This is a genomic window from Sedimentibacter sp. MB35-C1, assembly GCF_030913635.1.
Taxonomy (GTDB): Bacteria; Bacillota; Clostridia; order Tissierellales; family Sedimentibacteraceae; genus Sedimentibacter.
This window is the reverse complement of sequence record NZ_CP133188.1, coordinates 3036541-3050961: the sequence shown is the minus strand read 5'-3', so window position 1 is coordinate 3050961 and position 14421 is coordinate 3036541. Positions and strand designations below refer to the sequence as shown.

Below are 14421 nucleotides of genomic sequence, written 5' to 3'. Positions count from 1 at the left end.
TATTAAATTAATTATATTTGAACCTTGAATACAGTTTGATCTGCAACATCAGTTGTCAAAGCATCTAAAGCAACGCCAACTCTATGATAGCTCATTTTCCATTGCTCTTCCTTACTTCTAGAAGGGTCTCCAAGCGGGTAAGGGATAGAGAATGTAGGAACTATTTTGTTCGCTCCCACTGTTTTAGCAACAGGAACAAGATTGCACATCTGAACAACAGGAAATCCTGCTCGTTCTATTTCTTTTACCATCGTTGCACCGCAACGTGTACAGGTGCCTCAGGTTGATACCATTATAACTCCGTCAACGTGTTCTTTTTGCAGATAAACAATCATTTCTTTTGCCATTCTTGCAGCCTCTCCCTGAGTAGTTCCGGTACCGACTGTTGAATAGAAATAATCATGAAGTTTTCCTATTTTTCCTTCTTTTTCATAAACTCTCAATACATCAAGAGGTACTATAACGTTTGGATTTCCGTTTGCAACTTCAGGGTCAAATCCAGCATGTATAGTTTTAAATTCGCCGCTTTCCAATTTATCCATACCTGCAATATTGTATCTTCCCCATCTTGTAGCTGAAGCAGACTGTATTCTGTCAGGATTATCAACAGGCACAATTCCACCAGAAGTAACTATTGCTATTGTTGCTTTTGATAAATCTTTAATAGGAGGAGCAATTTCAACAGTGTCCTTCGGTGGGATTGGAAGTTCTGTTGCAAATGGTTCGCCGTTTACTTTTTTAATAAGCATGTCAACAGCTCTGTCAGCTGCATATACAGGAGGGGTGGTCCATGTTACACTTCTTACACCTCTTCCGTAATATCCTTCTTTTTCTGCTGGAAAGAGCTCTTCGCCGTCTAGTATTTTCTTGCCGAAAGCTGCCATTTTCGCAACATCTTTTCTCATTGCAGCTGCACTAGCGCCGCCCTTGAAAATATATATATCCTTACGGAACATTTCAACTCCAGGGTTTTCTTCGTTCATTGAAGAAATAACAGGCACTTTGAACTCATTTAAAACTGCTTTTCCTATATGACCGCATGCACTACCGTACCTTCCTGCTCTAAATGCTGGTCCTGCAAAGAATATGTCAAACTCTTTGTCTTTTAAGAAACCTAAGATAGTTTTAACAGCTTCCTCTGTGTTAGATCCCATGAAATTATCGCCGCAAATTATTGTGTGGGTTACTTTTACATCATCTCCCAATTTTTTCTGCAGCTCTAAAGCCGGACCTACAAGTCCCTCTCTTATTTCAGGAGCGAAATCTGCCTTGTCTTCTCCGCCTATCTGACCAAAAAACTGATTTATATAAAGAATTGCCTTTTTCATTGTACACCTCCCTAAAATTCTTTTACTGTCTTAGGTGACCATCCGACTACCTGGTCTCCGCAGAACATAGAATTGTTTTCCATTATTATAGAACCGTCTTCTCTAACTGATGGTCCAAGAATTTCATCTACAGCCCATCCTCCGGCAAGTCCGTCCCTCTTCAGTGCATCCAGTTCTCCAAGAACTGTTTCCATAGGAGGAAGTTCAATCAACTGAGAAACATCTCCTGCTGATACGATTGCATCAGCTTTTTCATCCAGAGTAACCAACGGCTGTGATTTTCCGTCTCTTCCTGTGCATTCAGGTGTAAGGCCGACTGTCTTAACACCAGCATCTTCAAGCGCAACTATGCATGCAATGAAGTCAGCATCAGGATTTCCGTATCCTTCCTCTGCAACGATAGCGCTTTCAGCACCGATTGTTTTTGCAATTTGAGCTACAAACAGAGCTGATCTTTCTTTTTGCTCCATTGCAACATTTAAGTTTGATGTGATGATTCCAAGGAAATTAATTGTTTTGCCATGTTCCTTGTATAATCTTCTTATTACAGGGAAATTTTGAATATCATACGTAGACCATTTAGATGAACAAGGCATAAAGCTTCCAGAAATAACTGCTCCGTCCAAAATTTCATTTGGGTGCATTAAAGTAGGCAGCATTCTGTTGGCGTCCCATCCATATACCAAATCATTGTAGCCTAATGCTTCCATCTGTGATTGAAGTTGAAGAACCAAAACAACAGAAGGCAAATCGTTTACATTGCCTGTTCTTTTTGTCATAGAATCAAGCTCAAATACTTCTGTTTCTTCAGGAACTAAATCTTTAACGCATGAGCCTACATACTCAGCAAGTCTCATACCTGCCCATCTGAGCGCTTTGTTTTTCTTTTGCTGCTCATTTTTTTCGAAGTCTTCATCAGTATCAGCAACTAAAACAATGTTGTTCAATTGAGAATAGTAGGTGTACTTGGCGCCTTCACCGCTCATATCAATAAGTCCGTCCTGGAATCCTCCCCAGTGCTTGCCTACAGCTAGCACACTGCAGTTTTTTAATGCCAATGTTTTTCCGTTCCCTGCTTGCATTAAATCCCCTGTAACTCCAGGGAAAACAGGACCGCCACCTATTCTTGTCCTTGGTTCGATTGCTTCCTTAACAGGTACTATTCTGATTTTATCGCCTGGTTTTGCTATGTACAATTCTGCTTCTGTTATGTGTGCGTCCTCTTTAACAACCTTCAATGCTTCTTCTTTACTGATTGTTAAAAGGCCGTCTTTAAAGGATGTTTCACTTCCAAAGACGATGTCTTTGACATAAAAATTACCTAATTCGAGTTTCATCAATTACACTCCCTTCAATTTTTTGTTTTTAGGCAAACCTTTTTATTACTAGTTTTGCAACTATTGATTAAATCTAATTAATCACTCCTTCCTAGAATAAAATAAGTTGCAATTATAATGGATAGTTATATTGCCTTTACTAACTATTAATTTATATTATAACATAATCATGATTATATTTCAATCATGATTTGTTAAAATATTATCTATTTTTTGATTTTTTTATTTTACTAAAGTTAATAATAACCAAAATCGCATAATAATATCCAAAAACTCAGTAATTATAAAATTACAAATTATGTTGTTTATGAACATAAATTAATATATAATTGACATAAGTTAAATGGCAAAGGAAAGGTACATAATGGACAAAAATATTAAGAAAAAAAGGATGATGACGTATTTTATAGATGCGACAGATGAAATAATTAAGAATGAAGGAATTGAATATGTTACCATAAGAAAGGTTGCAAGCAATGCAGGATACAACAGTGCTACAATTTACAATTACTTTAAGAATTTGGATCATTTGATTTTGTTTTCTTCTCTGAAATATTTAAATGATTATACAGCGGCTCTTCCAAAATATTTGATGAATGCCCACAATTCTGCAGAAAGGTTTCTAAAGGTATGGGAGTGTTTTTGCTATTTTTCTTTTAAGAATCCGGAAATATATCATTCAATATTTTTTGCAAGGTTAAACGATGATCATAAAGAAGTGGTAAAGGAATACTATAATTTATTTCCTGACGATCTCGGAATACATTCCGAAGATGCTACAACTGAGATGCTCTTAAAATATAATATTTATGAAAGAGATATGATTCTGGTTAGTGAGTGCGTCAAAGAAGGGTTGATAAGAGCTGAAGATATGGAATCGATGAATGAAATGGCAACTATGATATATGAAGGAATACTGTTGAAGGTTTTAAACGGAAAAATTGATCCTGAGTATGCTTTGGAAAAAACTATGAAATACATTGTACATATTACGGATTCATTTTTAATAAAGTAAGTTATGTTTATGGTGTGCATGAGCAGGCGGAAGCCGGTAATATTCCGCCTGCATTTTATTTATAATAGCAGCACAACTAATTCTCTTTGCATTTTTTAGGTTAAGCTTACTGTAGGCTCTGTTATAATCAGTGTGTTTTCGAAAGTATTTAAATTGGCGTGAGCACCTATAGGAATTGTCATTTTATAATATCCGTGGCCTGAAGCGAGATTAGTCATCAATGGTTTTCCAAGCGGAACCAGTACGTCGTTTATGAGATCTTCATATGTTTTGCCGTAAGCATCCGGGCAGTTTGTGCACTCACCAACAATTATTCCTGCACAATCACGGAATTTGCCTGCATGAATTAAATGGGTTACGAGCCTGTAAACACGGCTTATTGATTCGTGAGTTTCTTCGATGAACACAATCCTGCCTTTAGTATCTACCTCGTAAGGAGTTCCAAGGGTATCCACAAATGATTGAAGATTTCCTCCTACTATGGTACCGCTTACGTTTCCGGGGACTCTGCTTACCAGTGGAATACCAGGCGGATTTTCCATTAATCTTGGAGATGTGAGTGTTGAAGTTGCGGTAAAAAATTGATTAAAATTATAAGCAGGAGTTGTGCTTCTGAAATCAATCAAAAGCAAACTGTGGAAAGTAATTAGATTTGACCATATATATAACACATTCAGCAAAACCGTTATATCACTGTATCCAGTAAATATTTTAGGATTTCTATTAATAAGGTTGTAGTCTAAGTAAGGAATAACATCCTTAACTCCAGTTCCGCCTCTTACAGGAATTATAGCTCTTATATTTGGATTTTCAAACATGCTCATTAAATCAGAAGCCCGTTGCTGTGGTGTTGCAGCCAAGTAACCCTCTGATGAGTATACATAATCTCCAACTAGCACACTAAAACCAAGATTTTCAAGAAATTGTATTCTTTCATTAATGGTAGCTTCATCTCGGGGACTACCAAGTGTCACAACACCGATGGTATCCCCGGCACGCAAGATTGGTGGTCGTATTGCCATTTTTCTGCCTCCGGAGAATTAATAAATTAGTATCACATATCAGTATATGAAAATAATTTATTTTTGTTAACCGCTGGTTTAAATATATGATTATATCATACTCCTTCGCAATTAAATTCCGGAATAAAGCTTTCGGATTGCGTTTCTCCTTCTTGTAAAAAACCATTTTCAATACCTATACTGATAGCATAATTTATCAAATCTTTATATTCTTCATCGGTTATTTTTCTGTCAATCTCAGGATGTTTTTTGACATTGTTCAGCGGAGTGTATTGATTCATAATACTTATATAAATTTTGCTGCCAAAAGTTTCATGTAAGTATCTTATTATATTCTTAGAATCTTCTAGATATCCTGGTAGCATCATATGGCGTACAATTACGCCTTTTAGCAGCATGCCTTCAGAGTCAAATTCGCATTCGCCAACTTGTCTTACCATCTCAGAAATCGACTTGGATGCAAAATTGAAATAGTCTTTGCAGTTTGAATATCTTTCAGAAATATTTGAATCCATGTATTTCAAATCCGGCAGATAGATATCAGCAATTCCGTCCAACAGTCCTAACACATCAGGTTTTTCATAACTTCCGGTATTATATACAATAGGAATATTCAGACCGTTTTTACGGCTGGAATTGACAGCTTCTATAATGTGGGGGACAAAATGGCTTGGAGTTACCAGGTTAATATTGTGTGCTTTTTTGTTCTGGAGCTCTAAAAATATCTCTGAAAGTCTTTCTGTTGTAATAATTTTACCTGCAGTACCATCAGCAATATTATGATTCTGACAGTAAACACATCCTACAGAACAGCCGCTGAAAAATACTGTTCCCGAACCTCTTGAACCGGAAATACATGGTTCCTCCCACATGTGAAGAGCAGCTCTGGCTACTACCAACCTGCTGTTTTCTCTACAATATCCTTTTTGCCCGTTGGTTCTGCGGGCATGACATTCCCTGGGGCAAAGCGTACAATCATCATATAGTTTTTTATAGTCTGTTAATTTAGCGTTCATGGCATACCTCTGATAAATAATAGAAATTATACCATTGAGCCGCTAATCCAGCAATAAGTATTTATTTATGACTAATAAACTGTTAAATCAATTTCAACAACGTTTGTCGTGTTGTAAATACCGTTTAAAAGCGGGAATAAATTTTTTAGAAATTGATAGCGGAAATGTTTGACTGAAATATTGAATAAGAAAGAAAATTGTATTAATATAATATTGACAAGTTAAGTAGGAGAAAACCATAATTTGAAAGAGAAACTACTTGCTTGAAAATATGAAAGTGATATAAGGGTGAAGAAAAATGCCTACTACATATGCTCATTACACATTTGGACAGGAAGTCTTAAAATTGATAGATGAAGACATTAATAAGATTATAAATAAAAATAAGGATTTGTTTAACATCGGACTCCATGGACCTGATATTTTGTTTTATTATAAGCCGCTGAAATCAAACCGCATAAGCAAGGTAGGACACAATTTACATGAAAGAATCGCCGCAGATTTTTTCGGAAATGCAAAGGATGTTATAAACGCTTCGTCTGATTATGAAGCTTCATTATCATATATATTCGGATTTATATGTCATTTTGTGCTTGACAGCCATTGCCATCCGTACATAATAAAAAATGAAGGGCGGATAATTACTCACAGCCACATAGAAACGGAATTTGACAGGGTGCTCATGCTTAAAGATAATTTAAATCCTGTTTTATTTAGACCAACCTCTCATATTAAATGTGATTGCGAATATTCGGAGGTAATATCATCGTTTTACAAAGAAATATCTAAGGGAGAAATAAAAGATGCGTTGAAGTCTATGAAACAGTGCCTGAATTTTCTTGTTGCACCTGGCAGGGTAAAGAGAAATCTTCTAATGCTGGGGTTGAAGATTTCAGGTAACTACGAAAATATGGTCGGATTGTTGATGAGCTATAGCCCCATTGAAGAATGCAATGAAATGAATGAAAAATTATATGAGATCTACAATGAGTCTACCAACTTAGCTGCAGAGATGGTTGACTATTATTATAGAAATCTAAAAGCCGATGGAAAGCTCGATCAGCGCTTTAACAGAAATTTTTTATAATGCTCCTCAGTGATATTTACTTAGTTCTCACACCTTATAATATTTTCTACATAAGATAGTGTATACTTATTTAAGGATGTGAACATATGGTTAATGATTTTATTAACAGCCAGACATATAAAAATCTACTAAATGCATATAACCTAGAATCGATTGAAAGCACACGTTATAGAATAGACGGTGAAATGGCCAGAAGGGAAGGATATCAACAAATTGCAGATATTTTTGATTTGACTGCAAGAAATGAACAGCAGCATGCACATATATGGATGCGTTTTATGTTTCAGGGAGTTATGCCTACAGTGTTGCAAAGCCTGTTTGAGGCGGCAGAAACAGAAGGATACGAAGGAACAGATTTATTTATGCAATACGCTGAAGTTGCCCAATCAGAAGGATATACAGATATAGCTAATATGTTTGAAGGAATAGCTGTAATAGAAAGGCACCAGCAGTATAGATTTAATCAATTGGCGCAAAATATGGCGAACAATCAGGTGTTCTGCAAGGAGAGCAACACTGTTTGGGTGTGCCTGATTTGCGGAAATCTGGTATGGGGAGACTGTGCTCCCGAGAGGTGCCCTATATGCGGATATCCTCAAGGATATTATGAGATTAACTGCGAGAATTACTAAAGAACATAAATAAAAGGGCAGATTTTTAACTGGAGGCAGTTTTAATATCTGTCCTTTTTTTTATGAGATTTTGCACCGTTTGTAAAAATAATGTTGATATAATGATGGAGTTTCTATATAATTAAAAAAAAGATGAAGAAGCTGGGGGAATTTATGGACTTTATATATGGGTTTTTGAAGGGTATGGCCCTAGGGGCAGGAGCAATTGCTCCGGGCGTGAGCGGAGGAGCTTTAGCTGTTATTTTTGGGCTTTACGATAAAATAACTAATTTTATTGCTCATTTGAACATAAATTTTAAACGCAATTTAATTTTTTTTATTCCCATTGGAATCGGAGCTGTAGTCGGTGTCTTAGCATTTAGCAGAATAATAGAATTTTTGTTTGCTAATTATGAAGTTGAGGCAAGATATGCATTTGTAGGCTTAATGCTTGGCACGTTTCCTATTGCTGTGAAAGAAGCAAATAAAAAAGGATTTAAAAAAGCATACATGATTCCGTTTATAGCATCATTTTTATTAACAATTGTTCTTACATATATAGGAAATAACTCCGTTAATGCTGTAATGAATGCTGGTAATGAGCCTGTTCATTTAATCCTATATGGATTAATAATTGGCTTTGGAACTATAATCCCTGGCGTCAGTGCATCTGTTATTTTAATGTATATAGGAGCATATGAACTTGTGATAGGAGCCATATCTAACTTTAAGATAATGTTTCTTTTCTTTTTAGGTATTGGATTTATCCTTAGCGTATTATTATTTGCAAAGTTGATTTCAATGCTTTTTGCCAAAATGTATGGCATGATGTACTATACGATACTCGGGCTTGTTTTAGGTTCAATTATTTCAATATTCCCGGGATTTGAAATGACATTTTTCTATATGATTAACATAATAATTCTGATTTCATGCTTTATTTTATCATACTCATTGGGCAGATATGCCGGTAACAGGTAAAACAATGAATCAAAAAACACCGCAGGGCTATTCTCACCGAATACCTCAATGACAAGAGGAATGTTTGTAACGGCTCTTGGCAGACTTGCCGAAGCAGATGTAAGCAAGTATACAAAAAGTAGTTTCACCGATGTAAAATCTGATGTCTATTATATGCCTATGTGGAATGGGCAAGTAAAAATCGCATTGTAAACGGAACTTCTACCATCAGCTTTGCACCAGACAGTGCTATTACCCGTGAGCAGATGGCGTTGATTATGGCAAACTATGCAAAAGTAATTGGCTTTAAGTTGCCAAAGGTACACGCTGAAAATACCTTTGCAGATGGTGCAAATATCAACACATGGGCAAAGAACGCTGTGAAGCAAATGCAAATGGCTGGTGTCATCAGTGGTAAAAATAATAATAAGTTTGACCCACAAGGGAAAGCAACACGTGCAGAAGTTTCCGCAGTATTAAAGAGGTTTGTACAAGTTGCCGACACTGCCGTTTTCTTTAAAACATTTTCATAATTTCCATGTACTCAAAATCAGAAAGCTCACCCCGTTGATTACTCAATATATTACACAAATTTTATCACGAGAAAGAAAGTACCTGCGGCATTTTTTTAAAAGTCACATTTGTCAAATCTATCTGCAATAATTTTTATGTTATCTGATTTTATATCCTCCTGCTGAAGAGGAAGCTTTAGTATGGCCTTGTCTTTAAAAGTTTCTTCAATAACATGTAAATATTTTTTTTCCTGTTCTTTTTTGTTTTTCCAGAACTCGTCTGCCATGTCTTCAGGAAGTATTTTATTAACTATGATGCCTCCCACGGGTATATTATATTTTTCCAAAATTTTCACAGCTTTTTCAGTCTCATCAATAGGAAGTTTTTCTGCATTTATTACAAATATAAATGTCAGCATTTTGTTATCTACCATTATTTTTTTTGCTTTTGCTACTTTGTCATATCTCTTTTTCAGAACTTTAATAACCTCGTCATTTTCCAAGTCATTTTTGGAAGCTTTCTTGCCTTTTAATGCCATTGACATAAGGTTTACTGATTTGCTTCTTTTAGCAATCAAGCTGTCAATCCAAGAGCCTAAAAGTTCTGGAAGAGACAAGAGTCTTAATGTATGGCCGGTTGGAGCCGTATCAAATATAATTCTGTCGTATTCTTCAGACTTTTCGGTAATAATTTCAATCATCTTATCGAACAAAGCAGCTTCTTCGGTTCCAGGAGATATGGAAGCAGCGTCTATTTGCTTGTTTATTTCCTTAACAATAACAGGGCTGACAACTCGCTTAAGGTTAAGTCTTACACTGTCCATGTAAGCCTTGCTTTCTTTTTCTCCGCTTATCTCCAGTGCATCTAAATTTGGCATAATGTTGGTTATTTCATCATTTATCTTCTTTTCAAAAATATCTGAAGTTGAGTGAGCAGGATCTGTTGAAACAATCAGTGTTTTCAATCCGCTGCCTGCTTCGTGTACTGCATATGAAGCACTGCAAGTAGTTTTTCCTACTCCTCCCTTTCCGCCGAAAAAAATAATTTTATTCATAACTCCTCCTAAGCATCAAAGCCATAATCAGACCATTTTTCCTGCCAAACGTATAGTCTGCTGATCATTCGGTTTTGCCAACCATCTAAATCTTCTGAAATTAAGGGCAGGAGTTCCAGAGAATAATAAGTTGTGGGAATAGGTATTCCCAACAAGTCTCCAAAGCAAAGAAGAATGAAATCGTCCATTTCATTATGAGATTCCTTTATTAAAAGTGCTTTGGATTTACTGCTGACGTCTGTGGCGGCATGGAGGAAAAGCTTAATATTGTTAAATAATTCTTTAAGGTTATTATTTTTCAATTTTACGCCCCCTTATACGTGTTTTTTACAAATTGTAATATACTATTTACTAAATTATATTTTAGTTTACAATAAATGTCAATAATAGAAAAAATGGCGTTGACTAAAGTTGCTAACAGTGATAAAATACAGGTGTAAGGCAATTAATGCAACGCTAAATCACTTGAAAAAGAGGCACAAATGGAGACTTTTCAATATTTAGATGCTATCGAGACAAAGTTGCAAAACAGTTTTGACATTTGTAGAAATTATAAAATAAATGACTTAAAATATGATTTATTTGCAGAATACCATTTGAGAAGTGAAAGGTATATAGCTGTAAAGAAAGCGATAGTGTACGCCTTTGAAAACAATGAGTACTGTTTAATTAAATGTTATAAGGAATTAAATTCAGATATCTGCAATACATTCGTAAATTCTTTGAAAGATTCAATCGAATCAATAGTAAACCCATCTAATGAGCACATGTCAAGTGCCATAACTGGAGTTATGGTAACGGAAAAAATTCATGAAGAAAATTTAGAGCACATAAGAAAAAAAATTGAGCAATTCAAATATAATAAAGGTTTCGCATTTGGATTTAAGGGTTGGGCTGATATAAGATTAATATTGGTCTCTCTTAATGAAGGTTTAATAATAACAAATAAAAAAGGAAAGGAGGTTATGGAGGTTTATAGCTTCTAATTCCATATGCAAACAATCTGCAATCGTTTTATTTAATTAAAAGGAGGTTATTATATGAACGCATTGCTTTTAGTTTTACTTGGTATTATTGTTTTTGTAATAGCTTATGTGACTTATGGAGCCTGGCTGGCTAAACAATGGGGGGTTGATCCAACAAGAAAAACACCGGCACACGAAATAAATGACGGGGTAGATTACGTTCCGGCAAAACCGGCTGTATTGTTAGGACATCATTTTGCTTCAATAGCAGGCGCTGGGCCTATAAATGGTCCTATTCAGGCAGCTATATTTGGATGGGTACCTGTACTTCTTTGGATAGTTATTGGAAGCATATTTGTAGGAGGAGTTCATGATTTTGGCTCACTGTATGCTTCTGTTCGTCACAAAGGAAAATCTATAGGTGAAGTAATACACACAAATATGGGAAAAAGAGGAATGCAATTATTTTCTATATTTGCCTGGCTTACATTGATATTGGTGGTTGCGGCTTTCACTAATATAGTTGCGGCAACATTTTCTTCTGTTCCTGCTGCAGCTTCTTCTTCCTTAATGTTTATAATTTTAGCATTAGTATTTGGTTATGCTGTATACCGAAAGGGACTTTCATTGAAAATTGGTACTGTTGTTGGAGTTATTCTACTTTTCACATGTGTATATTTAGGTCAATTGTTCCCTTTGCAGTTAAGTGTTAATACTTGGATATTAATTTTAATGGTTTATATTTTTGCTGCTTCAGTGGCACCTGTATGGATTCTACTGCAACCGAGAGATTATCTTAATTCATTCCTGTTATATGCTATGATAGCCGGTGCTGTAGTAGGGCTTATTGTATACAGACCTGGTATTCAACTGCCGGCAGTTACCGGATTTTACGTAGGCAACCAGTATATGTTCCCTATGTTGTTCGTAATAGTTGCCTGCGGTGCTATTTCCGGATTCCACTCACTTGTTGGTTCTGGTACTACGTCCAAGCAGGTAAATAATGAAAATGACACCAAGCTCATTGGATATGGTTCGATGCTGATAGAAGGCCTTTTAGCTATAATAGCCCTCATTACAGCTGCATATATTTCCAGTGGAGAATTAACCGAACTGCTGAAGGGCGGGCCTGTAAATGTATTTTCAAGTGGTGTAGGAACATTTATGTCTAAGTTTGGCATTCCTTTTGAAGTAGGAAAATCATTCGTTGCATTGGCGGTATCTGCATTTGCATTAACAAGTCTTGACACTGCTACGAGATTGGCGAGATTTATATTCCAAGAGTTCTTCGATAACCCTGAAAGCGAAAAACAATCAGTCTTGTCAAATATGTATGTTTCAACAGCTATAACTGTCTTGATAGGCGGATACCTTGCTGCTGGCGGATATTCTAAGATTTGGCCTATATTCGGATCAGCTAACCAGCTTTTAGCAGCTTTGTCATTGCTTGCTATAGCAGTTTGGCTCAAAAAAACAGGCAAGAATTATCATATGCTGACTATTCCTATGATATTTATGCTGTTCGTTACACTTACTGCACTAATTCTGTTGATTAAGTCAAATTTGGCTGCGGGAAATTATATATTGGTAATATTCCCTGTTCTGCTGTTTGTACTTGCGGTTGTTCTTGCTAAAGAGGGATACTCAATTGTATTTAAAAAAGATGAGTTAAAAAATACATCTGAATAAAAATAGGAACTATCTTTAATAATTCTAATAGATAATATTATTATGCATAGGGTGTTGCAGAGATCATAGCTGCAGCACCCTATTATAGTGCTTTAAATTACACTGCTTAGGCAGTATTTAGCGCAGGAAAATGTTTTACATAATTTTGAATAAATAGCAATTTAAATTATTGACGAAATTTGTCATGTGTGTTAGTATTAGATACAAATCAGCCTTTTCATTTTTTTGAAATTTTCTTCATTATACTAAAGGTTGAAATGTAATACACATATTTAGGAGGAAGTATGACAACATTTTTAATCGGAATTATTATTCTTGTTGTTGGTGGTTATTTTTACGGTTCATACTGTGAAAAAGTATTTGGACCTGATGATAGAGAAACACCAGCAATTACTAAAGCTGACGGAGTGGACTTCGTTGTAATGAAAAAATGGAAGAACTCATTAATCGAATTATTGAATATTGCTGGAACAGGCCCTATATTCGGACCTATTCAGGGTATTCTGTTCGGACCTGTGGCATTTATTACAATACCTATCGGTTGTGTTATTGCCGGTTCTATGCATGACTATTTTTCAGGCATGATTTCCATGAGAAACGGCGGAGCACAAATGCCTAAGTTAATCAAAAAATATTTGGGAAACAACGTTATAAAATTTTACAATTTCTTCTTGTGGATTTTGATGTTCCTTGTTGGTGTTGTTTTTGTATACACACCGGGAGACTTAATTGTAACTCAGGTTTTCAGTCAGGAAGCAGCAGTAAGCAATCCTACAGTGTGGATAGTTTACGGAGCTATATTTGCTTATTACCTGATTGCTACACTGTTCCCAATTGATGCAATTATCGGAAGGGTATATCCTATATTCGGAGGATTCCTTATAGTTTCAGCAATAGGTATTTTTATAGGAATCTTGCTTGACGGAGGTGCAAACCTAACAAACCTTTCACTTGCAGGAATGTTCAGTCAGCATCCACAAGGTCTTCCGTTTATACCGGTGTTCTTTATAACGGTTGCCTGCGGAATAATGTCAGGATTTCATGCTACCCAGGCTACATTAATTTCCAGAACAGTTAAATCCGAAAAAGAAGGAAGAATGACATTCTTCAATATGATGCTGGTAGAAGGCTTTATAGCTATGTGTTGGGCAGCAGGAACAATGGTATTGTTTGGAAGAGGAACAGACGTTGGTACAGCGTCTACACTTATAGTTGGTATGGTGTCAAAAGAATTCTTGGGTTCAATCGGAGGTATGATAGCAATTGTAGGAGTTATAGTACTGCCTATTACATCCGGAGATACAGCATTCAGATCACTGAGACTTATGGTTTCTGAACAGTTTAACATTAATCAGCAGAGTCCCAAAAACAGAATTTTAACATCTGCTGCATTGTTCGTACCTGCTGCAGTGGTGTTATATATTTCAAAATTAAGCCCTCAGGGATTTAATATTTTGTGGAGATACTTTGCGTTCACAAACCAATTTGTTGCTACATTTGCATTAGGAACAATTGCAGTGTACCTTTATATTACAGGAAAGAACTATTTTGTCGCATTATTGCCAGGCATGTTTTACTTTTTTATAACATTAAGCTTTATATTCCACGCTCCTATAGGATTAAGGCTGGATGAGCTGGTAGGACTTGATCCTTCAAGCTACACTGCTTCATTTATACTTGCTGCGGTTATGTGCATAGGATATGCATGGTTTATTAAAAGACGTGCGGAAACAAATAAAGAGCAAATTTTAAAGAATGTCGTGTCATAAGACATTGAAGGGCTGCGTAGGCAGCCTTTTTTAATCTCAATTTTAGAATTAAGAC

15 protein-coding genes are annotated in these 14421 nt (G+C 35.9%); 9 read left to right on the top strand and 6 right to left on the bottom strand.

Going from position 1 to position 14421, the window contains the following annotated elements; translation table 11 throughout:
* Positions 1-11: 11 nt before the first annotated feature.
* Positions 12-1328 (bottom strand): betaine reductase selenoprotein B, encoded by a 1317-nt coding sequence (gene grdH / locus RBQ61_RS14830; RefSeq protein WP_308137995.1) that lies wholly within the window; start codon positions 1326-1328, stop codon positions 12-14.
* A gap of 11 nt (positions 1329-1339) precedes the next feature.
* Entirely contained in the window at positions 1340-2665 is a 1326-nt protein-coding gene (locus RBQ61_RS14825; RefSeq protein ID WP_308137994.1) for a glycine/sarcosine/betaine reductase component B subunit, read from the bottom strand.
* 364 nt (positions 2666-3029) lie between these two features.
* Here RBQ61_RS14825 and RBQ61_RS14820 point away from each other — a divergent pair, with 364 nt between their 5' ends.
* Positions 3030-3680 (top strand): TetR/AcrR family transcriptional regulator, encoded by a 651-nt coding sequence (locus RBQ61_RS14820; protein ID WP_308137993.1) that lies wholly within the window; start codon positions 3030-3032, stop codon positions 3678-3680.
* Positions 3681-3775: 95 nt separating this feature from the next.
* On the opposite strand, the gene RBQ61_RS14815 is transcribed toward RBQ61_RS14820, so the two are convergent.
* Together RBQ61_RS14815 and RBQ61_RS14810 are read right to left on the bottom strand one after the other, a co-directional pair.
* Complete coding sequence (locus tag RBQ61_RS14815; protein WP_308137992.1) at positions 3776-4702, bottom strand: LD-carboxypeptidase; 927 nt, start codon at positions 4700-4702, stop codon at positions 3776-3778.
* Positions 4703-4797: 95 nt separating this feature from the next.
* Entirely contained in the window at positions 4798-5718 is a 921-nt protein-coding gene (locus RBQ61_RS14810) for a radical SAM protein (RefSeq protein ID WP_308137991.1), read from the bottom strand.
* Positions 5719-6016: 298 nt separating this feature from the next.
* On the opposite strand from RBQ61_RS14810, the gene RBQ61_RS14805 reads away from it, so the two are divergent.
* The 5 genes from RBQ61_RS14805 to RBQ61_RS14785 all read left to right on the top strand — a co-directional run bounded on the left by RBQ61_RS14805 (position 6017) and on the right by RBQ61_RS14785 (position 8909).
* Complete coding sequence (locus RBQ61_RS14805; protein ID WP_308137990.1) at positions 6017-6805, top strand: zinc dependent phospholipase C family protein; 789 nt, start codon at positions 6017-6019, stop codon at positions 6803-6805.
* Between the two features lie 86 nt (positions 6806-6891).
* A complete protein-coding gene (locus RBQ61_RS14800) occupies positions 6892-7437 on the top strand; it encodes a rubrerythrin family protein (RefSeq protein WP_308137989.1) in 546 nt (181 codons plus the stop codon).
* Positions 7438-7590: 153 nt separating this feature from the next.
* A complete protein-coding gene (locus RBQ61_RS14795; protein ID WP_308137988.1) occupies positions 7591-8397 on the top strand; it encodes a DUF368 domain-containing protein in 807 nt (268 codons plus the stop codon).
* Between the two features lie 48 nt (positions 8398-8445).
* The gene (locus RBQ61_RS14790; protein WP_308137987.1) at positions 8446-8589 is read left to right on the top strand and encodes a hypothetical protein; all 144 of its coding nucleotides are present in this window, start codon (positions 8446-8448) and stop codon (positions 8587-8589) included.
* Between the two features lie 53 nt (positions 8590-8642).
* The gene (locus tag RBQ61_RS14785) at positions 8643-8909 is read left to right on the top strand and encodes an S-layer homology domain-containing protein (protein WP_308140154.1); all 267 of its coding nucleotides are present in this window, start codon (positions 8643-8645) and stop codon (positions 8907-8909) included.
* A 95-nt stretch (positions 8910-9004) separates the two neighbouring features.
* Here the strand turns inward: RBQ61_RS14785 and RBQ61_RS14780 are convergent, their stop codons facing one another.
* A complete protein-coding gene (locus RBQ61_RS14780; RefSeq protein ID WP_308137986.1) occupies positions 9005-9943 on the bottom strand; it encodes an ArsA family ATPase in 939 nt (312 codons plus the stop codon).
* Between the two features lie 8 nt (positions 9944-9951).
* Entirely contained in the window at positions 9952-10245 is a 294-nt protein-coding gene (locus tag RBQ61_RS14775) for a hypothetical protein (RefSeq protein ID WP_308137985.1), read from the bottom strand.
* A gap of 180 nt (positions 10246-10425) precedes the next feature.
* Here RBQ61_RS14775 and RBQ61_RS14770 point away from each other — a divergent pair, with 180 nt between their 5' ends.
* The 3 genes from RBQ61_RS14770 to RBQ61_RS14760 all read left to right on the top strand — a co-directional run bounded on the left by RBQ61_RS14770 (position 10426) and on the right by RBQ61_RS14760 (position 14366).
* Entirely contained in the window at positions 10426-10929 is a 504-nt protein-coding gene (locus RBQ61_RS14770; RefSeq protein ID WP_308137984.1) for a hypothetical protein, read from the top strand.
* 54 nt (positions 10930-10983) lie between these two features.
* Positions 10984-12597 (top strand): carbon starvation protein A, encoded by a 1614-nt coding sequence (locus RBQ61_RS14765; RefSeq protein ID WP_308137983.1) that lies wholly within the window; start codon positions 10984-10986, stop codon positions 12595-12597.
* Between the two features lie 284 nt (positions 12598-12881).
* On the top strand, positions 12882-14366 hold the full coding sequence (locus tag RBQ61_RS14760; RefSeq protein ID WP_308137982.1) for a carbon starvation protein A: 1485 nt from the start codon (positions 12882-12884) through the stop codon (positions 14364-14366).
* The last annotated feature ends 55 nt before the right edge of the window (positions 14367-14421 follow it).

What these genes read in the sequence shown, in the direction of transcription:
- RBQ61_RS14795 (WP_308137988.1), top strand. Translation starts at nt 7,591, where the DNA reads ATGGACTTTATATATGGGTTTTTGAAGGGTATGGCCCTAGGGGCAGGA.
- RBQ61_RS14765 (WP_308137983.1), top strand. Translation starts at nt 10,984, where the DNA reads ATGAACGCATTGCTTTTAGTTTTACTTGGTATTATTGTTTTTGTAATA.
- RBQ61_RS14800 (WP_308137989.1), top strand. Translation starts at nt 6,892, where the DNA reads ATGGTTAATGATTTTATTAACAGCCAGACATATAAAAATCTACTAAAT.
- RBQ61_RS14780 (WP_308137986.1), bottom strand. Translation starts at nt 9,943, where the DNA reads ATGAATAAAATTATTTTTTTCGGCGGAAAGGGAGGAGTAGGAAAAACT.
- RBQ61_RS14825 (WP_308137994.1), bottom strand. Translation starts at nt 2,665, where the DNA reads ATGAAACTCGAATTAGGTAATTTTTATGTCAAAGACATCGTCTTTGGA.
- RBQ61_RS14810 (WP_308137991.1), bottom strand. Translation starts at nt 5,718, where the DNA reads ATGAACGCTAAATTAACAGACTATAAAAAACTATATGATGATTGTACG.
- RBQ61_RS14785 (WP_308140154.1), top strand. Translation starts at nt 8,643, where the DNA reads ATGGCGTTGATTATGGCAAACTATGCAAAAGTAATTGGCTTTAAGTTG.
- RBQ61_RS14820 (WP_308137993.1), top strand. Translation starts at nt 3,030, where the DNA reads ATGGACAAAAATATTAAGAAAAAAAGGATGATGACGTATTTTATAGAT.
- RBQ61_RS14790 (WP_308137987.1), top strand. Translation starts at nt 8,446, where the DNA reads ATGACAAGAGGAATGTTTGTAACGGCTCTTGGCAGACTTGCCGAAGCA.
- RBQ61_RS14815 (WP_308137992.1), bottom strand. Translation starts at nt 4,702, where the DNA reads ATGGCAATACGACCACCAATCTTGCGTGCCGGGGATACCATCGGTGTT.
- RBQ61_RS14770 (WP_308137984.1), top strand. Translation starts at nt 10,426, where the DNA reads ATGGAGACTTTTCAATATTTAGATGCTATCGAGACAAAGTTGCAAAAC.
- RBQ61_RS14805 (WP_308137990.1), top strand. Translation starts at nt 6,017, where the DNA reads ATGCCTACTACATATGCTCATTACACATTTGGACAGGAAGTCTTAAAA.
- RBQ61_RS14760 (WP_308137982.1), top strand. Translation starts at nt 12,882, where the DNA reads ATGACAACATTTTTAATCGGAATTATTATTCTTGTTGTTGGTGGTTAT.